Source organism: Stenotrophomonas sp. 169 (genome assembly GCF_014621775.1).
Classification (GTDB): domain Bacteria; phylum Pseudomonadota; class Gammaproteobacteria; order Xanthomonadales; family Xanthomonadaceae; genus Stenotrophomonas.
Genome location: NZ_CP061204.1, coordinates 689,021 through 714,388 on the forward strand (window position 1 = coordinate 689,021; position 25,368 = coordinate 714,388).

The following is a 25,368-nucleotide window of genomic DNA, read 5'->3' on the forward strand; positions in this document are numbered from 1 at the left end:
CTCAGCCGTCCAGCCGGAACGCATCGCGCAGCCAGTGCAGTCGCGGTGGTTCGCCGCTTGCCTGCACGACATCGAAGCGGCACGGTCGCTCGCAGAGCGTCGGGTGGGACTGCAGGTAGAGCTGTGCGGCGAGGATCAAGCGCTGCTGCTTGCGGCCATCGACCGACCCCCCTGCGCCGCCGAAATCCGAGCGCGCGCGGTAGCGGACTTCGACGAACACCACCGTGCCGTCGTGGTCCATCACCCGATCCAGCTCGCCGCCGCGGTAGCCCACATTGCGGTCCAACACCTGCAAGCCCGCGTCACACAGCAGGCGCTCGGCGGCCGCCTCGACCGCGGCCCCGCGACGGGCTCTGTCAGTTGGCATTGGCGATCGGCATGGGCCGCCCGCCATTGAACGTGGACCAGGCAGGAACGCGCAGGATGTTGCCACCGCCGTCCAGGTACAGCGTGCCTGTTGCGCCGGCCAGGCCGCCCTGGGCTGCCAGCGATTCCATGTAGGCGCTGATCTTCCAGGCGTCAAAGCCGAAGGCGAACAGACGCCCGGCGGCACCGCGCGCGCTGGGCAACAGCTGACCGGCACTGCTGGCGCTGGGCAGTCCTGCCACGCCTCGCACGTTCCACGCCTCGTTGGGATAGATGATGCCGTCCAGGGCAACATCCTCTTCCGGCTTGCCACTGCCGACGGTCAGCTGCGAAGTGCCCACGCGCGTGCCGCCGCCCACACCGGCCAGTGCCAGTTGCGGAGCCAGCTGCCGCGCCTGCGGTGCACGCACCGCCAGCAGCACGCCATCGGCCGGTTCTGCCGTACGCAGGCGCGCGCTGATGTCGCCCACCGTATCGGCCACTGCGACCGTCGCCAGTACCTGTCCGCCGCGCTGGGTGAAGCGCTCGGCGAAGGCGGCGGCGGTGCGGCGACCGGTGTCGTCACTGCTGTGCACGACGATCACTTTGGAGCGCTCGCGACCGCGCAGGTACTCGGCGGCCATGACGCCGTCGTCTTCCGGTGCCAGCGAGAAACCCGCGCTGCCGGCCGGCGGTGCACCCTTGCCGCGATTCAACGCGAGCACCGGCACCGGCAGCTGCGCGCGGCCGTACACGGCGTCCACTTCGTCGCGCCCCAGCGGGCCGACGATGAAATCAGCGCCGCTACTGACCGCCTTGTCGTAGGCAGACAGCGCTCCGGCGGGCGTGCCTGCGGTGTCGATGAAATCTATTTCCGGCTTGCGTCGGCTCTCACCGTAGTAACCCGTCAGCAGGCCATCACGCACGGGTTGTGCGGCAGTGGCCAAGCGCCCGGTCAACGGCAGCAGCACCGCCAGTTTCACCGGCGGCCGGTAGCCATCGCTCATCGCTGGCGGCCGCTTGCTGGTATCGAACTGCACCGCGGCCGCATCCCGATCGAACGGGCGTGGCAACGGCAGGCCACGTGCCAGCAGGGCGCGACCGGCGAAGTTGTACAGCGGCTCATTGGCCGGCAGCGCGCCGGCACGTGAGCGCAGCGTAGCGTCGTCCAGGCTGCCCAGCAGCGCGGTAATGGCGGCCTGGTTGTCACTGCGGGGCTGCCCGGTCAAGCCTGCGTTCGCACGTGCACGTTCCTGTGCGGCACCAAAGCTGTCGCCGCTGGCCTGCAGTGCGGCGGCGCGTGCCAACTGCCAGCGCGCTGCCAGGGCAGGCAGTACCTCCGTGCCGGGCTCGGACAGCGCAGCGAGGGCGGCGGCCGGTTGCTTGTCGGCCAAGGCCAGTTCCGCGGTCACCAGCAGGTAGCGCTGGCGGCTGGGCGCGGCCAGCTGGCGCGGCTGCACCTGTGCCAGCAGGCTGCGTGCGCGCGTCGCATCGCCTGCTTCGTGCCAGGCGAACGCGGCGTCCGCCAGTGCATTGCTGCGCGCGGTGCCGCGCAGCGTGCCGGCCAGGCTTTCCAGCTGCAGGGCGGCATCACGCGGGCGACCTTGCTCGATCAGCAGCAGTGCCTGGCTCTGGGCGGGCGACTCCGGCGCACTGGTCAGGCTGGTGGTGGCGCAACCGGCCAGCAGCAGCAAAGACAGTGACAGGGCGGAGATCCGGACGACAGGCTTGTTCATGATCGAGTCCATGCAGGGAGGTCGGCGGCCGTGGCCAAGTACACCGGTGGATTCTACCCTTGAGCTCGCAGCGCCGCTGAACTGGTCGTTGACCTCTCGCCGGCCACGCCCGCGCTACCCATGTCGCATCTGTGGGACAATGCGCGCGGCGGAGTCGGCCAGACAGTCGCGTCATCCCTTGCGGATGCCGAGGAAAGTCCGGGCTCCATAGGGCAAGGTGCCAGGTAACCCCTGGGCGGCGCGAGCCGACGGAAAGTGCAACAGAAAGATACCGCCTACGTCTTCTTCGGAAGGCCGGTAAGGGTGAAATGGTGCGGTAAGAGCGCACCGCGAGTCTGGCAACAGACCGGTACGGCAAACCCCACCTGGAGCAAGACCAAATAGGGACCTCATGGCGCGGCCCGCGTCGGGTCCGGGTAGGTTGCTTGAGCGCCGTGGTGACGCGGCGCCTAGAGGAATGACTGTCCACGACAAAACCCGGCTTATCGGCCGGCTCCGCCACTTCCTTCAAAAGTCCATGCGGCCTTCGCCGGTGGCGATGCCTTGTGGCCCGAAGCGGCGTTCGTGGATATGCCCGTGCCCTTCCGCGTCGATCAGGATGATGGTGCTGGCACGTGTCCCGTAATCGTCGCCGCGGATGAAGGCGGGGCTGAGCCAGCGCTCGCGCTCCAGGCCGATGCCGGTATCGGGCAGGTCGGTGTCGTCCGCGCGCTGCGGGTCGGCCAATGCCAGCCAGAGCGGCTGCAGATCCTCGCTGTGTGTGGCGGTCCATGCCGCGACCGCCTGCATCAGTCGCCGCGTCTTCGGCCAGCCCGCATCCAAGGCGCCGTTGGACATGCCATGCACGCCAGGGGCGAGCCGCTGCCGACCGGCCGGATGGTTGCCGACGTATTCCACGCTGTCCGCATCGGCCAACAGCAGGTTGAACGGCGGGTAGGCGCTGGCACTTCTTTCCAATTCATCAGCGCGTGCGTGGGCCGGCACCGTGCCACGCAGGTAGTCGGCCACCAGCGCGCCGCGGGATTCCCCTGCCTGCGCAGCGTGCGGATCCCGCACATTGGTCACCGCCGCCATCCGTCCATCGGCGGCGACACCGGCCCAGGCGCCGCCGGAGCGCAGGTCGCGCCCGCCGATCACACGGGGTGCGTCGTTCCAGCGGGACAGCGGAGCCGTTGGGCGGGCGTGGAACTCGTCGCGATTGCCAGCCATGACCAGCCGCCAGCGCGGGTGGTGGAGCCAAGCCAGAGCAAGTAGGCACATGCGTCGCATTGTGCTGTTTTGCGCAACACCTCGCTACGGGATCGGCACAGTCAATGAATGCGCATCACATGTTTCACGCCCTCTACACACCCCTGAACTTCGCCCCAATCTCAAAATTTGAGACGAAACAGCAACTTGTGGATAAGCCTTGAACAAGTCTCTAAAGATTGCTGCAAGCCATTGATGGCACAGGTGATTTCCCCCTGCAAAAGTTGTTGACAACCCTTTGACCGCTGATAAGGTGGGCATCAGAGGGAAAACCGGGTCTTTTGTGGTTTTTCGTGGTTCAATGTTTTATCCATCTGAAGGAAAGGTGCACGCGTCGTGTTTCAGGGCGAGACGGCCATCACGGTTGACGATAAAGGGCGCATGGCGGTTCCAACCGTTCATCGCGACCTCGTTGCGCGTGTGAGCAACAACCGGCTGGTCCTGACCTACAACCCCTTTGAATCCGGCTGCCTCTGGCTGTACGCGGAATCGGAGTGGGAGCGCGTGCGGGACGACGTGATGGCCAAGCCGAACACCCAGCGGGTCGTTCGGCTGCTGCAGCAGAAGCTGGTCGGTTCGGCCGCACACCTGGAACTGGACGGCAACGGCCGCATCAGCATCCCCGCCAGCCACCGCGGCGCGGTGGGCATCGAAAAAAAGGCGGTATTGCTCGGCATGGGTGACAAATTCGAACTTTGGAGCGAGCAGGCGCACCGCGCATTGATCCAGCAGACATTGTCTGACGAGGATCTGGGCGATGGGCTTCTCGATCTGAAATTGTGAGCCGGGGTGCCCGGGTGCGCGGAACAGCGCAGGCCGGTCACCTCCCGGTGTCGCAGTCGCCGGCGGGTCATCTGCCGGTCCTGTACACCCAGGTCCTTGAAGGCCTGAGGGTGATCGAAAACGGTGTGTACCTCGACGGCACGTTCGGCCGTGGCGGGCATGCGCGTGGCGTACTGGCCCAGCTTGGTGGCGCAGGCCGCCTGCTGTTGATGGACAAGGATCCGGAAGCCATCGCGGCCGCCGAGCGCGACTTCGCGCCCGACCCGCGCGTGTCGATCTTCCGTGGCAGCTTTGCCCAGTTGCTGCAGTGGGAGCAGACGGCCGACGGCCTGGATGGCGTGCTGTTCGACCTCGGTGTTTCCTCGCCGCAGCTGGACGTGGCCGAGCGTGGCTTCAGCTTCGGCAAGGACGGCCCGCTGGACATGCGCATGGACCCGGACAGCGGCGAGAGTGCGGCGCAGTGGCTGGCACGCGCCAACGACACCGAGATCGCCGACGTGCTGTGGACCTACGGTGAGGAGCGCATGAGCCGCCGCATCGCGCGGGCCATCGTGGCGCAGCGGCAGAAGCAGGCGTTCACCCGCACGGCGGAACTGGCTGACCTGATCGCGTCGGCAATGCCGCGTGGCAAGGACAAGATTCACCCGGCCACCCGCAGCTTCCAGGCGATCCGCATCCACATCAATCGTGAACTGGCCGACCTCGAAGCCGGCCTGGTCGCCGCCGTGGAACGGCTGAAGCCGGGTGGCCGATTGGCCGTCATCAGCTTCCACTCGCTGGAAGACCGCATCGTCAAGCAGTACTTCAACCGGCTGGCCAAGGCGCCTCCGAGTAATCGCCGTCTGCCGGAGCAGCAGGCCTTCGTGCCAACGCTGGACCTGATCGGCGGTGCGATCAAGGCCAATGACGACGAGCTGGCCGTCAATCCGCGCGCCCGCAGCGCGGTATTGCGCGTGGCCCAGAAGCGTGAGGTGGCCGGGTGAGCCGGCTCATCCTGATCGTGCTGCTGGCCTGCACGATCGCCTCGGCGATCGGGGTGGTCTTCGTGCGCCACCGCCACCGCCAGACCTTCATCGAACTGGCGCGCGCCGAGCGCGTGCGCGATGAGCTGAACATTGAATTCGGCCGGCTGCAGCTGGAGCAGGCCACGTTGGCAGAAGCCAATCGCGTGGACCAGGTGGCCCGCGAGAAACTGGGCATGAAGTTTCCCGAAGCCGCCGACGTGGTGGTGATCCGCCCATGAGCCGGACCGGCCGCAACCGCCCCCGCAACGCCTTCAACCTGCGCCAACGGCTGCGCTGGGTCGCGCTGGCGCTTGGCCTGTGTTCGGTATCGCTGGTGGGCCGTGCCGCGTATGTGCAGCTGATCAACAGCGACTTCTATCAACGCCAGGGCGAAGCACGCTACCTGCGCGAACTGCCGATCAAGACCTCGCGCGGCATGATCACCGACCGCAATGGCGAGCCGGTGGCGGTGTCCACCCCGGTGGCCTCGATCTGGGTGAACCCGCAGGAGCTGTTGCGCTCGCCGGACCGCATTCCTGAGCTGGCCAGCGCGCTGGGGCTGGCGGTGGACGACCTGAGCAGCCGGCTGAGCCAGAAATCGGACAAGGAATTCATGTACCTGCGTCGCCGGATCAACCCGGACGACGCAGAGAAAGTGGTCGCCCTGAAGATTCCAGGCGTGGCTGCACAGCGCGAGTTCCGCCGCTTCTACCCGCAGGGTGAGGCGATGGCCCACGTGCTGGGTTTCACCAACATCGATGATCGCGGCCAGGAAGGGCTGGAGCTTGCCTTCGACGAGTGGCTGCGCGGTGAGCCCGGTGCCAAGCGGATCATCCGCAACCGCAAGGGCGAGACGGTGGAAAGTGACCTGCTGCGTGCCGCCACGCCGGGCAAAGACCTGACCCTGAGCATCGATCGGCGCATCCAGTACCTGGCGTACAAAGAGCTGCGCAACGCGCTGGTCGCCAACAAGGCCGCCGGCGGTTCGATGGTGATCATGGACGTAGCCACCGGTGAAGTGCTGGCGATGGTCAACCTGCCGACCTACAACCCGAACTCGCTTCAGGGCGCGATCCCGGACACCCGCCGCAACCGTGCGGTGACCGACCTGGTCGAGCCCGGTTCGACGATGAAGCCGATCACCATCGCGTCTGCACTGCAGGCCGGCGTGGTGACCAAGGACACCATCATCGACACCAACCCCGGTTACATGTCGCTGGGGCGCTACACCATCCGCGACGTGCCGCGGAACAACGGCGTACTCAACGTGACCGGCGTGATCACCCGCAGCTCGAACGTGGGCGCAGCCAAGATCGCGGCCAAACTGCCCGATCAGGTGTTCTACGATTCGATCCACAGTTTCGGCTATGGCTCGCGTCCGGGCAGCGGTTTCCCCGGCGAATCCGCCGGCGTGCTGCCGCGCCCCGCGCGCTGGAGTGGTCCCTCCAAGACCACCATGTCGTATGGCTACGGACTGTCGGTCACACCCCTGCAGATCGCCACGGCATACTCGGCGCTGGGCAACGGCGGCAAATTGATTCCGCCGACCTTCGTCAAAGGCCAGCACAACGAAGCGCGTCAGATCCTGGACCCGCAGATCGCCAAGGAAGTGGTGGCGATGATGGAAACCGTGGTGACCCAGGGCGGCGCCAAGCAGGCGGCCGTGCTGGGGTATCACGTGGCCGGCAAGACCGGTACGGCGCGCAAGGCAGGCCCGGGCGGTTACGAGCGCGGGCATTACAACGCGCTGTTCGCCGGCGTGGTGCCGGCCAGCAACCCGCGCTTTGCCACGGTGATCGTGATCAATGATCCGCAGGCCGGCAAGTACTACGGCGGCCTGGTGGCGGCACCGGTCTTCCACAATGTGATGGACGGTGCGCTGCGCCTGATGGACGTGCCGCCGGACGATATCCAGTCGTGGCTGGCCGCGCAGCAGTCCGGCAAGACCGGGCATTCCGCCTCGGTGTTGCCGACGCCCCCGGCCGACGCCGTGCTGCCTCCCGATGCCGCCGCCGAATTCGATGCCGCCCTGCCGACCGCGCAGGCACCTGCGACGCCGGTGTCCGCACCGACCGGGGGCACACGATGAGCCGCACGATGGCGCTTTCCCGTCTGCTGCCTGACGTGGCCCTGGCCGGTCGGGATGTGGATATCCGCGGCCTGGTGATGGACAGCCGCGCCGTGCAACCGGGTGATGCCTTCGTGGCGATCGCCGGGTTCGGCGCACATGGCCTGGGCTTCGTCGAGCAGGCGCGTGCCAATGGTGCAGTCGCCATCCTGTTTGAAGCGCCGGCCCCTGCGGAGCTGCCTGCACCGTCGGATGCCATTGCCGTGCCGGGCCTGCGCGCGCGCATGGGCGCGATGGCCGACCAGTTCCACGGCGCGCCGTCGCGCGCGATGACCATGGTGGGTGTCACCGGTACCAACGGCAAGACGTCCACCGTGCAACTGCTGGCCCAGGCCTGGCAACTGCTGGGCACCCGCAGCGGCAGCATCGGTACCTTGGGCGCCGGCCTGTTCGGCGACGTGCAGCCGACGGGGTTCACCACGCCGCTGGTGCTGCAGATGCATGCGCTGCTGGCCGACCTGCGCGACGCCGGTGCGCAGGCCATCGCGATGGAAGTCAGCTCGCATGCGCTGGACCAGGGCCGTGTGGACGCCGTGCATTACGACGTGGCCGTGTTCACCAACCTCACCCGTGACCATCTCGACTACCACGGCGACATGGAGACCTACGGTGCAGCCAAAGAGCGGCTGTTCCATCGCGCCGGCCTGCGTGCGTCGGTCGTCAATCTCGATGACGCATTCGGTGCCACGTTGCATGTGCGCGTGCCGGCCAGCCAGAAGGCGGTGGGCGTCAGCTCGCGCGGTGCGCCGCAGGCCAGCGTGCGGGCGAGCGGGATCGTGCTGGACGGCCTGGGTGTGGCGTTCACGCTGACACTCGACGGGCAGTCGCGCGGTGTGCGCTCGCCGCTGCTTGGCCGCTTCAATGTAGACAATCTGCTGACGGTGGCCGGTGTGCTGCATGCGCTGGGGCAGCCGCTGGATGTCATCGTCGAGGTGCTGGCGCAGCTGCAACCGATCCGCGGGCGGATGAACCGCCTCGGCGGCGAAGCGGGGCAGCCGACGGTCGTGATCGATTACGCGCATACGCCGGATGCCCTGGAACAGGCACTGGACAGCCTGCGTGGGCATGTCGACGGCCGCTTGGTCTGCGTGTTCGGCTGTGGCGGCGAACGGGATACCGGCAAGCGGCCCCAGATGGCGGCCATTGCCGAACGGCTGGCTGACCAGGTGATCGTCACCGACGACAATCCGCGCAGCGAAGACGGTGACCGCATCGTGGCCGATATCCTTGCCGGCTTCGACAGTGCCGGCAAGGTGGTGGTCCAGCGTGACCGCGCGCGTGCCATCGCCTTGGCGATCGGCGGGGCGGGACCGGGTGACATCGTGCTGATCGCCGGCAAGGGCCACGAGCCCTACCAGGAAGTCGCCGGAGTACGCCATGCCTTCGATGACACCGACGTCGCCGCTGCCGCGCTGGTCGGCGCGGTGCAGGAGGTGTCGCCATGAGGCGCACCCTGCTGTCGTTGATCGCCCATTGGGCCGGTGGAGAGATCCACGGTGACGATGCGGCCATCGACGCGATCAGCAACGATACCCGTCAGATGGCGGCCGGCAGCCTGTACGTGGCGCTGCGTGGCGAGCGCTTCGATGGACATGATTTCGGTGCCGATGCGCTTGCGCGCGGCGCCAGTGCACTGCTGGTCGAACGCCTGCTGCCCTTGCCCCTGCCGCAGGTGCTGGTGGCCGACAGCGAGCTGGCTCTGGCGCGCATCGCCGCCGGCATGCAGCGCGACCGCGCCACCGGTGTGTTCGCCATCACCGGCAGCAACGGCAAGACCAGCGTCAAGGCGCTGCTGCTGGGCATCCTGCAGCAGCACGCGCAGATCGCCGGCAAGTTGGTCTATGCCAATCCGGGCAACCGCAACAATGAGATCGGCCTGCCATTGGCCGTGATCGACGCGCCGGAAGACGCGGATTTCGCCGTGTACGAGATGGGTGCCGGCAAGCCGGGTGACATCGCGTACCTGACCGACATCGTCCGTCCGCGCTGGTCGCTGGTGAACAACATCGCGGCCGCCCATCTGGAGCGGATGGGCAGCCTGCAGGGTGTGGCCAACACCAAGGGCGCGATCTACGCGGCCCTGCCGGCGGACGGCGTGGCGGTGATCAATGCCGATGACGCCTTTGCGCCTTGGTTCGAGCAGCATTTCATCGGCACCCCGTTGCGCTGCGCAGTGTTGCGTTTCGGCCTGGAGCACAGTGCCGACGTGTTCGCCTCGGCGATCCGCTTCGATGCGGCGGGCAGTCATTTCGAGCTGCACACGCCGGTAGGACAGGCTGCGGTGTCGCTGCCGTTGCCGGGTCGCCACAACATCGGCAACGCGCTTGCGGCCACCGCACTCGCACTGGCCGCCGGCATCCCGTTGGCGCATGTCGTGGCGGCGCTGGCCGTCACCGAACCGGTGCCGGGACGCCAGATCGCCCATCGGTTGCACAGCGGGGCCGTTCTGGTGGACGACAGCTACAACGCCAATCCGGGTTCGCTGGTGGCCGCCATCGAGGCGCTGGCCGGCAGCGGTGACGACGGCTGGCTGGTACTGGGTGACATGCGCGAACTCGGTCCCGATGCAGCCGCGCTGCACGCGCAGGCAGGTCTGCGTGCACGTCAGGCCGGGCTCAAGCGGCTGTACACGCTGGGGCCGCTCAGCGCCTCGGCTTCTGCTGCCTTCGGTGAAGGCGGTCGTTCTTTTGAAACCCATGACGCGCTTGCGCAGGCCCTGCAGCAGGAACTGCATGCGGGCGTGCGCTGCCTGGTCAAGGGCTCCCGTGGCAGCGCCATGGACAAGATTGTGAAAGCGCTGCTCGCGCAAGGAGAGGAATCGCCTCATGTTGTATGAACTGGCCCGCTGGCTGCAGCAGTTCGAGAGCTCGTTTGCGCTCTTCAACTACCAGACGTTCCGCGCCATCCTGGCGGCACTGACGGCGCTGTTCCTGTCGCTGTGGATGGGCCCGGCCGTGATCCGCAGGCTCGCCCAGTTCAAGGGCGGGCAGCCGATCCGCAAGGATGGCCCGCAGACCCATTTCGCCAAGGCCGGCACGCCGACCATGGGCGGTTCGTTGATCCTGCTGACGGTCACCCTCGCGGTGCTGGCCTGGGCCGACCTGAGCAACCGCTACGTTTGGCTGGTGCTGGCGGTGATGATCTGCTTCGGTGCGATCGGCTGGTACGACGACTGGATCAAGATCGTCCGCCGAGACCCGAATGGCCTGAAGTCGCGCTGGAAGTACCTGCTGCAGTCGATCTTCGGCCTGGCCGCTGGCCTGTTCCTTTACTTCACCGCCGACGTGCCCTCCGCGTTGACGTTCTACATTCCGATGTTCAAGTCGGTGGCGCTGCCGCTGGCAGGCATCAGCTTCGTGGCCATCGCGTATTTCTGGATCGTGGGCTTTTCGAATGCGGTCAACCTGACCGACGGCCTGGACGGCCTGGCGATCATGCCGACCGTGCTGGTCGCCTGCGCGCTTGGCGTGTTCGCCTACGCGTCCGGCAACGTGGTGTTCTCCAACTACCTGCAGATTCCGCAGATCCCCGGAGCGGGTGAGCTGGTCATCATCTGCGCCGCCATCGCCGGCGCTGGTCTGGGCTTCCTGTGGTTCAACACCTACCCGGCCATGGTCTTCATGGGCGACATCGGTGCGCTGGCGCTGGGCGCCGTGCTGGGGACCATCGCGGTGATCGTACGCCAGGAGCTGGTGCTGGTGATCATGGGCGGCGTCTTCGTGGTTGAGACCTTGTCGGTGATGATCCAGGTCGCCTCGTTCAAGCTGACCGGCAAGCGCGTGTTCCGCATGGCGCCGATCCATCACCACTTCGAGCTGAAAGGCTGGCCGGAGCCGCGCGTGATCGTGCGCTTCTGGATCATTTCGGTGGTGCTGGTACTGGTTGGCCTGGCCACGTTGAAGGTGCGCTGATGAATGATCTCTCGCGCCAGGCAACACGCCTTGAAGCCATCGGAGGCCACTTCGACAAGTGGCTGCTCGGCGCGATCATCGCGCTGACCGGGCTGGGCGTGGTGATGGTCGCGTCGAGCTCGATCGCGCTGATGAGCAGCCCGTTCTATTACCTCAATCGCCATCTGATCTTCCTGGCGGTGGGCATCGTGCTGGCCGGGCTGGCCATGCGTACCGAACTGAAGACCATCGAGCAGTACAACCAGCTGCTGCTGCTGGGCTGCTTCGCCCTGCTGGTGGTGGTATTCGTGCCGGGCCTCGGCAGCAGCGTCAACGGGGCGCGGCGCTGGATCAATCTCGGCGTGTCCAAATTCCAGACGGTCGAAGCGGTCAAGGTGCTCTACATCGTGTGGCTGTCCAGCTACCTGGTGCGCTTCCGGGACGAGGTCAACGCGACGTGGCCGGCCATGCTGAAGCCGCTGGGCGTGGCCGGGGCGCTGGTGGTGCTGATGCTGCTGCAGCCCGACTTCGGCTCGTCGACGCTGCTGCTGGCGATCACCGCCGGCATGCTGGTGTTGGGCGGGGTCAACATGCCGCGCATGTCGATGCCGGTGATCATCGGCATGGTCGGCATGAGCGCGCTGGCGATCATCGAACCGTACCGCATGCGCCGCATCACCTCCTTCCTGGACCCGTGGGCCGACCAGCAGGGCGACGGCTACCAGCTGTCCAACGCGCTGATGGCCGTCGGCCGCGGCGAGTGGACCGGCGTGGGCCTGGGCAACTCGGTGCAGAAGCTCTATTACCTGCCCGAGGCACATACCGACTTCATCTTCTCGGTCACGGCCGAAGAGCTGGGTTTCCTCGGCACCTGCCTGGTGATCGCGCTGTACGCGCTGCTGGTGGGTCGCACGCTGTGGCTGGGCATGCGCTGCGTGGAGATGAAGCGCCACTTCTCCGGCTACGTGGCCTTCGGCATCGGGCTGTGGATCAGCATGCAGAGCTTCGTCTCGATCGGGGTCAACCTGGGCATCCTGCCGACCAAGGGGCTGACTCTGCCGTTGATCTCGTCGGGCGGTTCCAGCGTGCTGATGACCTGCGTGGCGATGGGATTGCTGCTGCGCGTGTCGTACGAGCTGGATCGCGCCGAGCGCCGCCATGCCGTTCGCATGGGCGGGGGCGATGAGGTGGCCGACGAGATCGTGACCGCTCCGCCAGCCGGGCCGGCCGCGACGCCAAAGCCGTCCCGCGTCGCCAATGCGGGCGCACCGGCCACTGCCAGTACGAGCGCGACGCCAACCACCTCGGCGCCGGGCAGCACCACGCGTGGCACCAGCCGCCTGCAGACGCGCGTCGAGCCGACCTTCGGGAGGCTGTCATGAGCGCCATGCGTGACGCGGCCACGCGCCCCGTGATGATTCTTGCCGGTGGTACCGGCGGGCACATCTTCCCCGGTCTGGCAGTCGCCAGGGTGCTGCGCGCGCGCGGGATCCCGGTCACGTGGCTGGGCGCCGTCGGACAGATGGAAACCCGCCTGGTGCCACAGCATGACGTGCCGATCGATACGCTGGATATCGCCGGGCTGCGCGGCAAGGGCAAGCTGGCCCTGCTCGGCGCGCCGTGGCGTCTGCTGCGTGCGATCCGCCAGGCAGGCTTCATCCTGCGCGACCGTCATCCGCGTGCGGTGATCGCGTTCGGCGGTTACGCCTCCGGACCGGGCGGGCTGGCTGCGCGTCTGCATGGGCTGCCCCTGCTGGTGCATGAGCAGAACCGCGCACCCGGCATGACCAACCGCTTCCTCTCCCGCTTTGCGCAGCGCGTGCTGACCGGTTTTCCCGGCAGCTTCGCCGCACGCGAAGAAGCCGTCGGCAACCCGGTACGCGCCGAGATCGCTGCGATTGCACCGCCCGAGCAGCGCTTCGCCGGTCGCAGTGGTCCATTGCGTGTGCTGGTGGTGGGCGGAAGCCAGGGCGCGCGCGCCTTGAACATGGGCGTGCCGCAGGCGATCGCCGCATTGGGTGCTTCCCATCCGGTGCAGGTGCGCCACCAGAGCGGCGAGAAAATGCACGCCGAGGCTGTGGAGGCTTATGCCAAGGCCGGTGTCACCGCCGAGATCACGCCGTTCATCGCCGACATGGCCGATGCCTTCGCGTGGGCTGACATCGTGGTGTGCCGGTCCGGCGCGTCCACTCTCGCCGAACTGTGTGCCGTGGGTGTCGGCAGTGTGCTGGTGCCGTTCCCGGCCGCGGTCGATGATCACCAGACGCGTAATGCGGAATACCTGGTCGAGCGCGATGCCGCCGTGCTGCTGAAGCAGGGCGATGCGCTGGTCACCGGCATCACGTCGCTGTTGCGTGAACTATCCGAAAATCCCGCTCGCCGCATGCAGATGGCGAAAGCCGCACGTGCGCTGGCCAAGGTCGATGCCGCAGAGCGCATCGCCGATATCATCCTCGAGGAAGCTGTATGAACACTGTGCCGCGCCAGCGCGCCGACACGACGCGGAGCTGCGCATGATCCGCCGCCTGCACGACACCAACGACCTGGTGCGCGCCTTCCCGCGCGTGCATTTCGTTGGCATCGGTGGCACCGGCATGAGCGGTATCGCGGAAGTGATGTTGACGCTGGGCTATGAAGTGTCCGGCTCGGACAACGCGGACAACACCGCGACGCGTCGCCTCGGCAGCCTGGGCGCACGCATCATGCGGGGACATTCCGCCGCCAACGTGCTCGGCACCGATTGCGTGGTCGTCTCCAGCGCGATCCGTGAAGACAATCCGGAACTGATGGAAGCGCGCAGCCAGCGCATACCGATCATGCCGCGCGCCGCGATGCTCGCCGAGCTGATGCGTTTCCGCCGCGGCATCGCGGTGGCCGGCACGCACGGCAAGACGACCACCACCAGCCTGACGGCGGCGGTACTGAGCGAGGGCGGACTGGATCCGACCTTCGTGATCGGGGGCCAACTGCTGGCTGCCGGTGCCAACGCCAAGCTGGGCGGCGGTCAGTGGCTGGTCGCCGAGGCCGATGAAAGCGATGGCAGCTTCCTGCGCCTGAATCCGTTGATGTCGATCATCACCAATATTGATGCCGATCATCTGGAAAATTACGGCAACGACTTCGCCCGCGTGCAGGCGGCCTTCGCCGAATTCCTGCAGCGCCTGCCTTTCTATGGCTTGGCCGTGCTGTGCATCGACGATCCCGAAGTCGCTGCGCTGGCGGCGAAGACCCCGCGCCATGTGATGAGCTACGGCCTGAGCGACAACGCCGACGTGCGCGCCGAAAACGTGGTGCAGGAAGGAGCGCGTATGCGCTTCACCCTGCGCCTGCCGCAGGGCACCAGCCAGGAAGTGGTCTTGGCACTGCCGGGCAAGCACAACGTCCTCAACGCGCTGGCCGCTGCGGCCGTGGGTTGGCAGCTGGGTGTTGCGCCGGATGCGATCGCACGTGCCCTGGAAAGCTTCGCCGGCGTCGGCCGTCGCTTCAATGACCTCGGCGAGGTCACCACCGCCAGCGGTGCGCGGGTGCAGGTGATCGATGATTACGGCCACCATCCCAGCGAGCTGGAGGCGGTATTCGCTGCTGCACGCGGTGGGTGGTCCGACAAGCGCCTGGTCGTCGCGTTCCAGCCGCACCGCTACAGCCGGACCCGCGACCAGTTCGACAAGTTTGCCGCCGTGCTGTCCAGCGTGGACGCGCTGGTGCTGAGCGAGGTCTACCCGGCCGGCGAAGAGCCGATCGCCGGCGCGGATTCGGAAGCGCTGGCACGCGCCATCCGTGCGCGCGGGCGCAGTGAGCCGGTGGTGGTCGGCAAGGCGGCCGAACTCGCGCACGTGCTGCCTGACGTGCTGCAGGACGGCGATCTTCTGTTGATGATGGGGGCCGGCGACATCGGCGCCGTGGCCCAGCAGATCGCAACCGAAGGCTTCAGCGTGGAGGCCCAGGCATGACCGCTTTCAACTTCCCCGCACCCCGCACGACCGACCCGGCCGTGTTCGGTCGTGTCGGTGTGTTGCTGGGTGGCACGTCCAGCGAACGCGAGGTGTCGCTGGATTCCGGTCGCAACGTGCTCGAAGCGCTGCAGGCGCGCGGCATCAACGCATTCGCCATCGATGGCATCCCGGCACTGGCCAACGCGCTGGCCGCGGGCGAAGTGGACCGCGTGTTCAACATCCTCCACGGCCACAATGGCGGCGGTGAGGACGGCATCGTGCAGGGCCTGATGGAAGCGTTCGGCGTGCCGTACACCGGCTCGGACGTGTTGGGCTCGGCGCTGAGCATGGACAAGATCCGGACCAAGCAGGTGTGGCTGTCGGTCGGCCTGCCCACGCCGCAGTACCGCAAGGTCACCGCGGAAAACGTGCACGCGCAGGCCGCCGAGCTCGGCTTGCCGGTGGTGGTGAAGCCGGCCAATGAAGGGTCCAGCGTAGGCATCAGCCGGGTCTTCGACGATGCCGGCCTGGACGAGGCGGTGGCCCTTGCCACGCGCTACGACGGCCAGCTGCTGATGGAGCAGATGGTGGTCGGCGACGAGCTGACCGTCGGCATCCTCGGCGATGTTGCGCTGCCGTCGATCCGTATCGTGCCCAAGGGCCAGTGGTACGACTACGACGCCAAGTACAAGGCCGATGACACCGAATATCTGTGCCCAGGCCTGCGCGATGCCGACGAAGAGGAGATCCGTCGCCTCGCCCTGGCTGCGTTCCGCGCTGCAGGCTGCCGTGGATGGGGCCGGGTGGATGTGATGCGCGACCGCACCAGCGGCCGCCTGTACCTGCTGGAAGTGAACACCGCGCCGGGCATGACCAGCCATTCGCTGGTGCCCAAAGCCGCAGGCCAGGCCGGGATCGGCTTTGAAGACCTGGTCTGGCGTGTGCTCGAACAGACCCTCGCCACTACAGTGCAGGAGAACGGTCACGCATGAACGCGGTGCTGCGCATCTTCGTCTGGCTGTTGGCCCTGTCGGTGGTGGCCCTGCCCGTCGTGGCCGTGCTCAACGGCTGGGTCGGCGCCGAGCGCTGGCCGTTGGCGAAGCTGCGCGTGCACGGTGAGTTCAAGCGCGTGCCGGCGGAGCAGTTGCAGAAGGTGCTGTTGCCTTACGCGCACGCCGGCTTCTTCGCGGTGAAGCTGCAGGATGCACAGGACAGCATCGAGCGCCTGCCGTGGGTGGAAAGCGCACGCGTGCGCAAGCAGTGGCCGGATGTGCTGGAAGTCACCCTGGTCGAGCACAAGCCGTTCGCGCGATGGGGCGGCGATCGCCTGCTTTCCGAGCAGGGCAAGCTGTTCCCCACGCCGAAAAAACTGGCCGACCTGCAGCTGCCGCAGCTGGACGGTCCGGACAGCCAGACCGAAGAAGTGGTGTCGCTGTACAACGATGCGCGGGCGTTGTTCGCGCCATCCGGGCTGGACGTCAGCCGCCTGACGATGGATGCACGCGGCAGCTGGTCGCTGCTGCTCAGCAACGGCACCGAAGTCGTGGTGGGCCGCGACGATGCGCGCTCACGCCTGCAGCGCTACGTACGCGTGCTGCCCCAGCTCGCCAGCCAGGCCGCGCCGATCGAGCGCGCCGACCTCCGATACACCAATGGCTTCACCCTCAGTTGGGGTGAAGCACCGGCGCCAGAGCCGAAAAAAACGCAGGACAGGACATGAATCGCAAGGGTGATAAATCGTTGATCGTCGGGCTCGACATCGGCACCTCCAAGGTGGTGGCGCTGGTGGGTGAGTACTCGCCGGGCAACCCCATCGAGGTGATCGGCATCGGTTCGCACGAATCGCGCGGGCTCAAGCGCGGCGTGGTGGTGGACATCGAGTCCACGGTGCAGTCGATTCAGCGTGCGGTGGAAGAGGCCGAGCTGATGGCTGGTTGCGAGATCCGCTCGGTGTACGCGTCGATCTCCGGCAACCACGTGCAGTGCAAGAACTCGCCCGGGATCGTCCCGATCCGCGACGGCGAAGTGACGTGGGGCGACCTGGACCGCGTGCTCGACGCAGCCAAGGCCGTGGCGATTCCGGCTGACCAGAAGATCCTGCATGCGATCCCGCGCGAGTATGTGCTGGACGATTCGCAGGAAGGCATCCGCAACCCCGTCGGCATGACCGGCGTACGCCTGGAAGTGCATGCCCACCTGGTGGTGTGCGCGCAGTCGGCTGCCGCCAACATCAGCAAGTGCGTGCAGCGCTGCGGCCTGCAGGTGGACGATCTGGTGCTGTCCTCGCTGGCCTCCAGCGTCGCCGTGCTGACCGCCGACGAGCGCGAGCTCGGCGTGGTGCTGGTCGACATGGGCGCCGGCACCACCGACATCGCCGTGTTCGTGCAGGGCGCGATCTGCCACACCGCGTCGTTGCCGATCGCCGGTGACCATGTCACCAATGACATTGCCCACATGCTGCGCACGCCGACCCCGGAAGCGGAGCAGATCAAAGTGCGTTACGCCTGCGCGCTGGCGCAGCTGGCGACGGCCGAAGAAAGCATCCAGGTGCCGAGCGTCGGCGATCGGCCGCCACGTCGCATGCCGCGCCACGCGCTGGCGCAGGCGGTGCAGGGACGTTACGAGGAAATCTTCGAGATGGTGCAGGCCGAACTGCGTCGCTCCGGTTTCGAAGAGCTGGTCCGCGCCGGCATGGTGCTGACCGGCGGTGCATCGAAGATGGAAGGTGTGGTCGAACTGGCCGAAGAGATGCTGCAGATGCCGGTACGTGTGGGCATCCCGCAGCATGTCACCGGCCTGGGCGAAGTGGTGGGCAACCCCGTGCATGCAACCGGCGTCGGCCTGTTGCTGATGGGAAGCCAGATCGAACACCCGCGTCGGCCGTCGCTGCCGGCAGGCCGTGCGGGCAGCATGTTCAAGAAACTGAAAACCTGGTTCCGCGGCGAATTCTGAAAGAGCGGTAGCGCCGAGCCATGCTCGGCGACATGAAAACGCAACACCGCAACACCGCAACACGCAACACACGGATACACAAACCACTACAGCCGCAACGGCGGCATGCAGCGGAAGGCAGGATGCCTCTCCCGCAACATGCCAAAGGAAGCGGATACAACCGAGGACACGGACATGGCGCATTTTGAATTGATCGAAAAGATGGCACCCAATGCGGTGATCAAGGTCGTTGGCGTGGGCGGTGGCGGCGGAAACGCTGTAGCGCACATGGTCAACTCAGCGGTGGATGGCGTGGAGTTCATCACCGCCAACACCGACTCGCAGGCCATCAAGAATTGCGGTGCGAAGCTGCAGCTGCAGCTGGGCACCAACGTCACCAAGGGCCTGGGCGCCGGTGCGAACCCGGAAGTGGGTCGCCAGGCTGCGCTGGAAGATCGCGAGCGCATCATCGACGCGCTGCAGGGCGCGGACATGGTCTTCATCACCGCCGGCATGGGCGGTGGCACCGGCACGGGCGCTGCACCGGTGGTGGCGCAGTTGGCCAAGGAGATGGGCATCCTGACCGTTGCCGTGGTCACCAAGCCGTTCCCGTTCGAAGGCCGTCGCCGCATGCAGGTTGCGCTGAAGGGCATCGAAGAACTGAGCCAGCACTGCGATTCGCTGATCACCATCCCCAACGAAAAGCTGATCACCGTCCTGGGCCGCAACGCCACCATGATCCAGGCGTTCCGTGCCGCCAACGACGTGCTGCAGGGCGCCGTGCAGGGCATCGCCGATCTGATCGTGCGTCCGGGCCTGATCAACGTCGACTTCGCCGACGTGCGCACCGTGATGTCCGAAATGGGCCTGGCGATGATGGGTACCGGTACCGCCCGCGGTGATGACCGTGCGCAGGCCGCTGCCGAGTCGGCCATCCAGAACCCGCTGCTGGACGATGTGAACCTGGCCGGTGCCAACGGCATCCTGGTCAACATCACCGCCGGTGCCGACTTCACCATGGCCGAATTCGACGAGATCGGCCGCACCATCGACGGCTTCGCTTCGGAAGACGCCACCGTGGTGGTCGGCACCGTGCTCGATCCGGACATGCAGGACGAAGTGCGCGTCACCGTGGTCGCGACCGGCCTCAACCGCGTGGCCGCCGGCAAGAGCCAGCGTCCGGGCGAGCGTGCGCCGATCAAGCTGGTCCGCAACGCCACCACCGGCCAGCCGGAGTTCTCCGACTTCGACAACGGCGGTGACGCGGTGTCCAAGGCGGTTGGCGGTGTCGGTCTGGGCCTGCGTCGCGCGAGCAGCGACAGCGTAGCGGCGTCCTCTTCGTCCAGCGCGTCGTCTTCGTCGTCCAGCAGCTCGAGCGCCAGCGCGGGCAGCACGCCGACCGCCGAACTGCCCAACGATTACCTGGACATCCCGGCGTTCCTGCGCCGCCAGGCCGACTGATCCATGCTGCCGGGGTTGTCCTCCCCGGCATCACGCACCATGTCCTGCATTGCAGGCGCCGGGCCAGGATGGGCCCGGCCGCCTTGTAATCGCACCCGCCGCACCTGCGTGGCGCCACCACCTGCCTGGCTTCAGCCGGAGTAGGGGCGACCGCGTGTTAATCTGTTGCACCCCCTGGGGCAGGCCATCGCGGCCCGCCGCACGCTTCTGGTCACCCCCCATGATTCCGCAACGCACCCTCAAGAACACGATCCGCGCCACCGGCGTTGGCCTGCACAGCGGCGACAAGGTCTACATGACCCTGCGCCCGGCACCGGTCAACCATGGCATCGTGTTCCGCCGCGTGGACCTGGACCCGGTCGTCGATGTTCCGGCCAAGGCCGAGCTGGTGACCGAAGTGACCCTGTGCACCGGGCTGACCTGCAACGACGCCAAGATCCAGACCGTCGAACACCTGATGTCAGCGTTGGCCGGCCTGGGTGTGGACAACATCATTGTCGAACTGTCCTCGGCCGAGCTGCCGATCATGGACGGTTCGTCCGGCCCGTTCGTGTTCCTGCTGCAGTCGGCGGGCATCATCGAACAGGACGCCGCCAAGCGCTTCATCCGCGTACTGAAGACCGTGGAAGTCACTGAAGGTGACAAGGTCGCGCGCTTTGATCCCTACGAGGGCTACAAGCTCGGTTTCACCATCCAGTTCGATCACCCGATGATCCCCGCCAAGCAGTCGCGGCAGGAAATCGAGTTCTCCACGATGGCCTATACCAAGGAAATCTCCCGCGCCCGGACCTTCGGTTTCATGCGTGACCTGGAGTACATGCGCGAGCGCAACCTGGGCCTGGGCGGTTCGATGGACAACGCCATCGTGCTGGACGAGTTCCGGGTGCTGAACGAAGACGGCCTGCGCTATGCCGACGAATTCGTGCGGCACAAGATCCTGGACGCCATCGGCGATCTGTACCTTGCCGGCGGCCAGGTGCTGGGGGCCTATGAAGGGTTCAAGTCCGGTCATGCGCTGAACAACAAGCTGGTGCGGGCCTTGATGGCCGATGCCAGCGCGTGGGAGTGGGTGAGCTACGAATCCCCCGCCGCTGCCGAGCCCGTTGCCTACGGTGCTCAGGCCTACGCCTGAAAAACACTGCGATATCAGCCAGTTGACGCCGCCCTCGGGCGGCGTTTCGCGTTCAGGGCCGCGGCCTTCACGGCCAGCATGCAGTGACCAGTACGGCGTCACAGTTTGTGAACCTGTTCCGTCAGAAGCCTGAACTTAACGTTTAAATAACAAAACTCTAACGACTCGACGACCCGACGCCGTTAGGATGCCCCACGGTCCTCGCAAAAGCTTCACGCCATTTCCACGGCATGTTGGCAGAGCGGGGAAGCGGAGCCGGATGCTTCGCGGTCATCAGGAGCTGGACGGTTTCGTGTCCTGGAGGCTGGCCAAGGCGTCGCGTAGTCCTTTGTGCGTGGCGGCTGAAACTGCGTGGGGTCCATTCCGGTTGTCGATCGCTGGGGAGCGTGGTGGAGCGGGGGACGCAGTCTTGATGGTCACTTTGGTGGCCTTCAGCCCGATGGACCGGGCCGCGTCGATCAACTGTGCTTCGGCAAGCCGCAATTTGGCATGCCAGACAGGGGATTCGACGAGAAAAACGAGGTGTTCGTCGTTCACGTTCGCCAGCCTGCAATGGTTGCGCAGGGTGAGCGGCAAGTGGGGGCGTAATTGTTGGTCCAACGCATCGAGCCATAAGGCACGACGCAGCGGGTTCCCGGTTTTGTCACCCATGACCGCATCCAGCGCCGGCTTCGGCGTAGACGCGGGACGACCACTGGATTTCGGCTCAGACATGAAAACTCACTGATGGCATTCAAAAAGATCGTAATCAAAACGCGTGATGGAAAGGCAAAAACGCCCCTTGCGCGTCTTCGCTTCTACTTCGAGGATCGTCCCCGCGCCCTGCTGGGCAGCGTGCTGGGCATGGGCTGCATTATCGGCTTCGCCGGTGGAATGGGGGCCAACCTGCTGGGCGATTCCCGCCTGCAGGCCAAGGTAGACCGCCAGGAGCGTGAACTCGCCCAGGTCCGCCTGCAGTCGCAGACCGAGGTGAACGCCCTTGCGGCGCGCCTTGGGGAGCTCCAGGCACAAGCCACCCGCCTCAATGCGCTGGGTGAGCGCCTGACCCAGATGGGCAAGCTGGAAGACGGCGAGTTCGACTTCCAGGAAACCCCCGGCCTGGGTGAAGGCGACGCCGGCGGTCCGACCGTGGATATCCCGGTCAAGGACATCAACGCCGACTTACAGGTGCTGGAGCAGCGATTCGCTGCTTCAGGCAGCCAGCTCTCGGTGATGGAATCGCTGATGTTCGACCATCAGCTGCAGCAGAACGCCGTGCCCTCGCGCATGCCGATCCGCAACAGCTATGTCACGTCCAGCTTCGGCACCCGTGCTGATCCGTTCGGTCGCGGTGCACGCAGTCACAAAGGCATTGATTTCCATGCCAAGGTCGGTGATCCGGTGATGTCCGTCGCCGAAGGCGTGGTCAGCTTCTCCGGTGTGAAGGGCGGCTACGGCAACGTCGTCGATGTGGATCACGGCAACGGTTACGTGACCCGCTACGCGCACAATTCGCGCCTGGTGGTGAAGGTGGGTGACCTGGTCCGTGCCGGTCAGGAAGTGGCCAAGGCCGGTTCCACCGGTCGTTCCACCGGTGCCCATGTGCACTTCGAAGTCTGGGAGAGCGGGCGTGTGGTCAATCCGCGCAAGTTCCTGGGTGACGGCGGCAACACCCCGGTCGGTCGCGTTTCGCGCGGCTGACGGGTTCCGGTACCGCCGAGCCATGCTCGGCGAGCGCAGCGGCAGCCCCACCCGGGGTGTGCCGAATGTGGCGGGCATGCCGCCGAGCATCGCTCGGCGCTATGGTCCGGCCAGCGAACCGCCAAAGCGCTTGAATCCTCCCACGTCCATCCCAAGTTACAATGGGTGATGCCATAGACGGGGCGCAGGGCGCCTCGTTTCGTTTGCGGCGGACGGATTCCCGATGGAGCCGTGCCGGCGTTCACCTGACAACCGGTTCCCTCAATGATCAACAGCCTGCTTACCCGCGTATTCGGCAGTCGTAATGAACGACAGCTGCGCCAGCTCAATCGCATCGTCGCCAAGGTCAATGCGCTGGAGCCGGAGATGGAAGCGCTCAGCGATGAGCAGCTCCAGGCCAAGACGCCGGAATTCAAGCAGCGCATCGCCGATGGCGAGGCGTTGGACAAGGTGCTGCCGGAAGCGTTCGCTGTCTGCCGCGAAGCCAGCCGCCGTGTTCTCGGCATGCGTCATTACGACGTGCAGCTTATCGGTGGCATGGTGCTGCACCTGGGCAAGATCGCCGAGATGCGCACCGGTGAAGGCAAGACCCTGGTCGCTACGCTGCCGGTCTATCTGAACTCGCTCGAAGGCAAGGGCGTGCACGTGGTCACCGTGAACGACTACCTGGCGCGCCGCGACTCCGCGCAGATGGGCAAGCTGTACAACTGGCTGGGCCTGAGCGTGGGCGTCGTGTATCCGGGCATGCCGCACGGTGACAAGCGCGAGGCCTATGGCAGCGACATCACGTACGGCACCAATAACGAATTCGGTTTCGATTACCTGCGCGACAACATGGCGCTGTCCAAGGCCGACCGCTACCAGCGCGGCCTGCACTACGCCATTGTCGATGAAGTCGACTCCATCCTGATCGACGAAGCGCGTACCCCGCTGATCATTTCCGGTCCGGCCGATGATTCCCCGGAGCTGTACATCCGCGTAAACCGCATCGTGCCGAACCTGGTGAAGCAGGAAAACGAAGAAGCCGAGGGCGACTTCTGGATCGACGAGAAGGGCAAGCAGGTGCACCTGTCCGAAGCGGGCATGGAGCACGCCGAGCGTCTGCTGGTCGAAGCCGGCATCCTCGACGCGGAGACCGAAGGCCTGTACGCGGCACAGAACCTGACCGTCGTGCATCACCTGAATGCCGCGCTGCGCGCGCACGCCATCTACCAGCGTGACGTGGACTACATCGTGCGCGATGGCGAAGTCGTCATCGTCGATGAGTTCACTGGCCGCACCTTGGCCGGTCGTCGCTGGTCGGACGGTCTGCACCAGGCGGTGGAAGCGAAGGAAGGCGTGCCGGTACAGCGCGAGAACCAGACGCTGGCCAGCATCACGTTCCAGAATCTCTTCCGCATGTACAAGAAGCTGTCCGGCATGACCGGTACGGCCGATACCGAAGCCTTCGAGTTCCAGAGCATCTACAACCTGGAAGTGGTCGTCATCCCGACCAACCGCCCGACCATCCGCAAGGACTCGCCGGACCAGGTGTTCCTCAACCGCCAAGGCAAGTTCAACGCGGTGCTGGCCGACATCCAGGAATGCAACAAGCGGGGCCAGCCGGTGCTGGTGGGTACGACCTCGATTGAAACCTCGGAGATGCTGTCCGAACACCTGGCCAAGGCCGGTGTGCAGCATGAAGTGCTGAACGCCAAGCAGCATGACCGCGAAGCGACCATCGTCGCCAACGCCGGTCGTCCGGGTGCGGTGACCATCGCTACCAACATGGCCGGTCGCGGTACCGATATCGTGCTGGGCGGCTCGCTGGAAACCGAACTGCATGAGATGGGCGAGGAGGCCAGCGATGCCCAGCGCGCCGCGGCCAAGGCCGAGTGGCAGGTCCGGCATGACGCCGTCAAGGCCGCCGGTGGCCTGCACATCGTCGGTACCGAGCGCCACGAATCGCGTCGTATCGACAACCAGTTGCGAGGTCGTTCCGGCCGTCAGGGTGATCCGGGTTCGTCCCGTTTCTACCTGTCGCTGGAAGACAACCTGATGCGCATCTTCGCCTCCGACTGGGTGCAGAAGGCCATGCGCATGATGGGCATGAAGGAAGACGACGTCATCGAAGACCGCCTGGTCAGCCGGCAGATCGAAAAGGCCCAGCGCAAGGTCGAAGCGCACAACTTCGATATCCGCAAGAACCTGCTGGATTTCGACGACGTCAACAACGACCAGCGCAAGGTGATCTACTCGCAGCGCGATGAACTGCTGGATGCCGATTCGGTCAAGGACAACGTCGATGGCATCCGCGACGACGTGGTGTTCGACATCGTCGCCCGCTTCGTGCCGCCGAACTCGATCGATGAACAGTGGGACCTGCCGGGCCTGGAAGCCACGCTGCAGTCCGAGTTCGGCCTCGACATGTCGGTCACCGACCTGGTCAAGAGCCACGAAGAGCTTGACGCCGAAGGCATCGCGCAGAAGGTGCAGGAGCGCGTCAACGCGCATTTCGATGCAAAGGAAAGTGGCGTCGGTGCAGACACCATGCGCGCGCTGGAGAAGCACGTGATGCTGACCGTGCTCGACCAGAGCTGGAAGGAGCATCTGGCTCGCATGGATTACCTGCGCCAGGGCATTTACCTGCGCGGCTATGCGCAGAAGCAGCCGAAGCAGGAGTACAAGAAGGAAGCGTTCGAGCTGTTCTCCAACATGTTGGAAGACGTGAAGCGCGAAGTGGTGACGATGTTGTCGCGCGTGCGCATCCGCAGCGACGAGGAAGTGGCGGCCCTGGAAGCCGCGGAGCGTCAGCAGGTACAGGCGCGCCTCAGCCAGTCGCAGTTCCAGCATCAGGATGCCGGCGGCTACAGCGCCGACGAAGAAGCCGCGCAGGTGGAAGCCGCGCAGGTCGCGCAGGGCCAGGGCGGCGAGCCGAAGATCGGCCGCAATGACCCCTGCCCTTGTGGCAGCGGCAAGAAGTACAAGCACTGCCACGGTCAGCTGAGCTGACTCTAGAAAAAACCCCGCGCAAGCGGGGTTTTTTTTATCTCGCGCAACCCGCCGGTAAACCCGCCGGTAAACCCGCCGGTAAACCCGACTTCAGTCGGCTGCTTTTT

At 66.0% G+C, this 25,368-nt stretch carries 21 protein-coding genes and 1 other RNA gene; 18 read left to right on the forward strand and 4 right to left on the reverse strand.

Going from position 1 to position 25,368, the window contains the following annotated elements; genetic code table 11:
• Position 1: 1 nt before the first annotated feature.
• Together ICJ04_RS02910 and ICJ04_RS02915 are read right to left on the reverse strand one after the other, a co-directional pair.
• Entirely contained in the window at positions 2 to 367 is a 366-nt protein-coding gene (locus ICJ04_RS02910; protein ID WP_188326066.1) for a YraN family protein, read from the reverse strand.
• A complete protein-coding gene (locus tag ICJ04_RS02915; RefSeq protein ID WP_188326067.1) occupies positions 357 to 2,081 on the reverse strand; it encodes a penicillin-binding protein activator in 1,725 nt (574 codons plus the stop codon). Before ICJ04_RS02915 ends, ICJ04_RS02910 begins: the two co-directional genes overlap by 11 nt.
• 150 nt (positions 2,082 to 2,231) lie before the next feature.
• Between ICJ04_RS02915 and rnpB the strand changes: the two genes are divergently transcribed.
• An RNA gene (rnpB, locus tag ICJ04_RS02920) (RNase P RNA component class A) lies at positions 2,232 to 2,582 on the forward strand.
• Positions 2,583 to 2,588: 6 nt separating this feature from the next.
• On the opposite strand, the gene ICJ04_RS02925 is transcribed toward rnpB, so the two are convergent.
• A complete protein-coding gene (locus ICJ04_RS02925) occupies positions 2,589 to 3,341 on the reverse strand; it encodes an NRDE family protein (protein ID WP_188326068.1) in 753 nt (250 codons plus the stop codon).
• A gap of 324 nt (positions 3,342 to 3,665) precedes the next feature.
• Here ICJ04_RS02925 and mraZ point away from each other — a divergent pair, with 324 nt between their 5' ends.
• The 15 genes from mraZ (at position 3,666) to lpxC (ending at position 20,590) form a co-directional block, all read left to right on the forward strand.
• The gene (mraZ, locus tag ICJ04_RS02930) at positions 3,666 to 4,112 is read left to right on the forward strand and encodes a division/cell wall cluster transcriptional repressor MraZ (protein ID WP_042613641.1); all 447 of its coding nucleotides are present in this window, start codon (positions 3,666 to 3,668) and stop codon (positions 4,110 to 4,112) included.
• A 14-nt stretch (positions 4,113 to 4,126) separates the two neighbouring features.
• Complete coding sequence (gene rsmH, locus ICJ04_RS02935; RefSeq protein WP_188327179.1) at positions 4,127 to 5,095, forward strand: 16S rRNA (cytosine(1402)-N(4))-methyltransferase RsmH; 969 nt, start codon at positions 4,127 to 4,129, stop codon at positions 5,093 to 5,095.
• On the forward strand, positions 5,092 to 5,355 hold the full coding sequence (gene ftsL, locus ICJ04_RS02940) for a cell division protein FtsL (RefSeq protein WP_188326069.1): 264 nt from the start codon (positions 5,092 to 5,094) through the stop codon (positions 5,353 to 5,355). Before rsmH ends, ftsL begins: the two co-directional genes overlap by 4 nt.
• Positions 5,352 to 7,205 carry a penicillin-binding protein 2 gene (locus ICJ04_RS02945; protein WP_188326070.1) on the forward strand — a complete coding sequence of 618 codons (1,854 nt, stop codon included), beginning with the start codon at positions 5,352 to 5,354 and terminating at the stop codon, positions 7,203 to 7,205. The genes ftsL and ICJ04_RS02945 overlap by 4 nt, the downstream gene beginning before the upstream one ends.
• Positions 7,202 to 8,689, forward strand: coding sequence for a UDP-N-acetylmuramoyl-L-alanyl-D-glutamate--2,6-diaminopimelate ligase (locus ICJ04_RS02950; protein ID WP_188326071.1), 1,488 nt, complete (start codon positions 7,202 to 7,204; stop codon positions 8,687 to 8,689). The genes ICJ04_RS02945 and ICJ04_RS02950 overlap by 4 nt, the downstream gene beginning before the upstream one ends.
• Positions 8,686 to 10,080, forward strand: a complete 1,395-nt coding sequence (murF, locus tag ICJ04_RS02955) for a UDP-N-acetylmuramoyl-tripeptide--D-alanyl-D-alanine ligase (RefSeq protein ID WP_188326072.1) — start codon at positions 8,686 to 8,688, stop codon at positions 10,078 to 10,080. Before ICJ04_RS02950 ends, murF begins: the two co-directional genes overlap by 4 nt.
• Positions 10,070 to 11,155 carry a phospho-N-acetylmuramoyl-pentapeptide-transferase gene (gene mraY, locus ICJ04_RS02960; RefSeq protein WP_188326073.1) on the forward strand — a complete coding sequence of 362 codons (1,086 nt, stop codon included), beginning with the start codon at positions 10,070 to 10,072 and terminating at the stop codon, positions 11,153 to 11,155. The genes murF and mraY overlap by 11 nt, the downstream gene beginning before the upstream one ends.
• On the forward strand, positions 11,155 to 12,516 hold the full coding sequence (gene ftsW, locus ICJ04_RS02965) for a putative lipid II flippase FtsW (protein WP_188326074.1): 1,362 nt from the start codon (positions 11,155 to 11,157) through the stop codon (positions 12,514 to 12,516). Before mraY ends, ftsW begins: the two co-directional genes overlap by 1 nt.
• Entirely contained in the window at positions 12,513 to 13,604 is a 1,092-nt protein-coding gene (gene murG, locus ICJ04_RS02970; RefSeq protein WP_188326075.1) for an undecaprenyldiphospho-muramoylpentapeptide beta-N-acetylglucosaminyltransferase, read from the forward strand. Before ftsW ends, murG begins: the two co-directional genes overlap by 4 nt.
• Before the next feature lie 43 nt (positions 13,605 to 13,647).
• A complete protein-coding gene (gene murC / locus ICJ04_RS02975) occupies positions 13,648 to 15,084 on the forward strand; it encodes a UDP-N-acetylmuramate--L-alanine ligase (RefSeq protein WP_188326076.1) in 1,437 nt (478 codons plus the stop codon).
• Positions 15,081 to 16,058, forward strand: a complete 978-nt coding sequence (locus ICJ04_RS02980; RefSeq protein ID WP_188326077.1) for a D-alanine--D-alanine ligase — start codon at positions 15,081 to 15,083, stop codon at positions 16,056 to 16,058. The genes murC and ICJ04_RS02980 overlap by 4 nt, the downstream gene beginning before the upstream one ends.
• Positions 16,055 to 16,786 carry a cell division protein FtsQ/DivIB gene (locus ICJ04_RS02985; protein WP_188326078.1) on the forward strand — a complete coding sequence of 244 codons (732 nt, stop codon included), beginning with the start codon at positions 16,055 to 16,057 and terminating at the stop codon, positions 16,784 to 16,786. The genes ICJ04_RS02980 and ICJ04_RS02985 overlap by 4 nt, the downstream gene beginning before the upstream one ends.
• On the forward strand, positions 16,783 to 18,018 hold the full coding sequence (ftsA, locus tag ICJ04_RS02990; RefSeq protein WP_042613652.1) for a cell division protein FtsA: 1,236 nt from the start codon (positions 16,783 to 16,785) through the stop codon (positions 18,016 to 18,018). Before ICJ04_RS02985 ends, ftsA begins: the two co-directional genes overlap by 4 nt.
• Positions 18,019 to 18,192: 174 nt before the next feature.
• Positions 18,193 to 19,458, forward strand: coding sequence for a cell division protein FtsZ (ftsZ, locus tag ICJ04_RS02995; protein ID WP_188326079.1), 1,266 nt, complete (start codon positions 18,193 to 18,195; stop codon positions 19,456 to 19,458).
• 220 nt (positions 19,459 to 19,678) lie between these two features.
• On the forward strand, positions 19,679 to 20,590 hold the full coding sequence (lpxC, locus tag ICJ04_RS03000; protein WP_188326080.1) for a UDP-3-O-acyl-N-acetylglucosamine deacetylase: 912 nt from the start codon (positions 19,679 to 19,681) through the stop codon (positions 20,588 to 20,590).
• Between the two features lie 273 nt (positions 20,591 to 20,863).
• On the opposite strand, the gene ICJ04_RS03005 is transcribed toward lpxC, so the two are convergent.
• Positions 20,864 to 21,304, reverse strand: a complete 441-nt coding sequence (locus ICJ04_RS03005) for a DUF721 domain-containing protein (protein WP_188326081.1) — start codon at positions 21,302 to 21,304, stop codon at positions 20,864 to 20,866.
• 12 nt (positions 21,305 to 21,316) lie between these two features.
• Here ICJ04_RS03005 and ICJ04_RS03010 point away from each other — a divergent pair, with 12 nt between their 5' ends.
• Positions 21,317 to 22,270 (forward strand): M23 family metallopeptidase, encoded by a 954-nt coding sequence (locus ICJ04_RS03010; protein WP_188326082.1) that lies wholly within the window; start codon positions 21,317 to 21,319, stop codon positions 22,268 to 22,270.
• A 264-nt stretch (positions 22,271 to 22,534) separates the two neighbouring features.
• Positions 22,535 to 25,261 (forward strand): preprotein translocase subunit SecA, encoded by a 2,727-nt coding sequence (gene secA / locus ICJ04_RS03015; RefSeq protein WP_188326083.1) that lies wholly within the window; start codon positions 22,535 to 22,537, stop codon positions 25,259 to 25,261.
• Positions 25,262 to 25,368 lie beyond the last annotated feature (107 nt).

Excerpts from the sequence above, each read along its gene's own strand:
- ftsW (WP_188326074.1), top strand. The coding sequence starts at position 11,155 with ATGAATGATCTCTCGCGCCAGGCAACACGCCTTGAAGCCATCGGAGGC.
- ICJ04_RS02980 (WP_188326077.1), top strand. The coding sequence starts at position 15,081 with ATGACCGCTTTCAACTTCCCCGCACCCCGCACGACCGACCCGGCCGTG.
- ICJ04_RS02910 (WP_188326066.1), bottom strand. The coding sequence starts at position 367 with ATGCCAACTGACAGAGCCCGTCGCGGGGCCGCGGTCGAGGCGGCCGCC.
- ICJ04_RS03005 (WP_188326081.1), bottom strand. The coding sequence starts at position 21,304 with ATGTCTGAGCCGAAATCCAGTGGTCGTCCCGCGTCTACGCCGAAGCCG.
- lpxC (WP_188326080.1), top strand. The coding sequence starts at position 19,679 with ATGATTCCGCAACGCACCCTCAAGAACACGATCCGCGCCACCGGCGTT.
- mraY (WP_188326073.1), top strand. The coding sequence starts at position 10,070 with ATGTTGTATGAACTGGCCCGCTGGCTGCAGCAGTTCGAGAGCTCGTTT.
- murC (WP_188326076.1), top strand. The coding sequence starts at position 13,648 with ATGATCCGCCGCCTGCACGACACCAACGACCTGGTGCGCGCCTTCCCG.
- ICJ04_RS02925 (WP_188326068.1), bottom strand. The coding sequence starts at position 3,341 with ATGTGCCTACTTGCTCTGGCTTGGCTCCACCACCCGCGCTGGCGGCTG.
- ICJ04_RS02950 (WP_188326071.1), top strand. The coding sequence starts at position 7,202 with ATGAGCCGCACGATGGCGCTTTCCCGTCTGCTGCCTGACGTGGCCCTG.
- secA (WP_188326083.1), top strand. The coding sequence starts at position 22,535 with ATGATCAACAGCCTGCTTACCCGCGTATTCGGCAGTCGTAATGAACGA.
- ICJ04_RS02985 (WP_188326078.1), top strand. The coding sequence starts at position 16,055 with ATGAACGCGGTGCTGCGCATCTTCGTCTGGCTGTTGGCCCTGTCGGTG.
- ICJ04_RS02945 (WP_188326070.1), top strand. The coding sequence starts at position 5,352 with ATGAGCCGGACCGGCCGCAACCGCCCCCGCAACGCCTTCAACCTGCGC.
- ICJ04_RS03010 (WP_188326082.1), top strand. The coding sequence starts at position 21,317 with ATGGCATTCAAAAAGATCGTAATCAAAACGCGTGATGGAAAGGCAAAA.
- ftsZ (WP_188326079.1), top strand. The coding sequence starts at position 18,193 with ATGGCGCATTTTGAATTGATCGAAAAGATGGCACCCAATGCGGTGATC.
- murG (WP_188326075.1), top strand. The coding sequence starts at position 12,513 with ATGAGCGCCATGCGTGACGCGGCCACGCGCCCCGTGATGATTCTTGCC.
- murF (WP_188326072.1), top strand. The coding sequence starts at position 8,686 with ATGAGGCGCACCCTGCTGTCGTTGATCGCCCATTGGGCCGGTGGAGAG.
- ICJ04_RS02915 (WP_188326067.1), bottom strand. The coding sequence starts at position 2,081 with ATGAACAAGCCTGTCGTCCGGATCTCCGCCCTGTCACTGTCTTTGCTG.
- ftsA (WP_042613652.1), top strand. The coding sequence starts at position 16,783 with ATGAATCGCAAGGGTGATAAATCGTTGATCGTCGGGCTCGACATCGGC.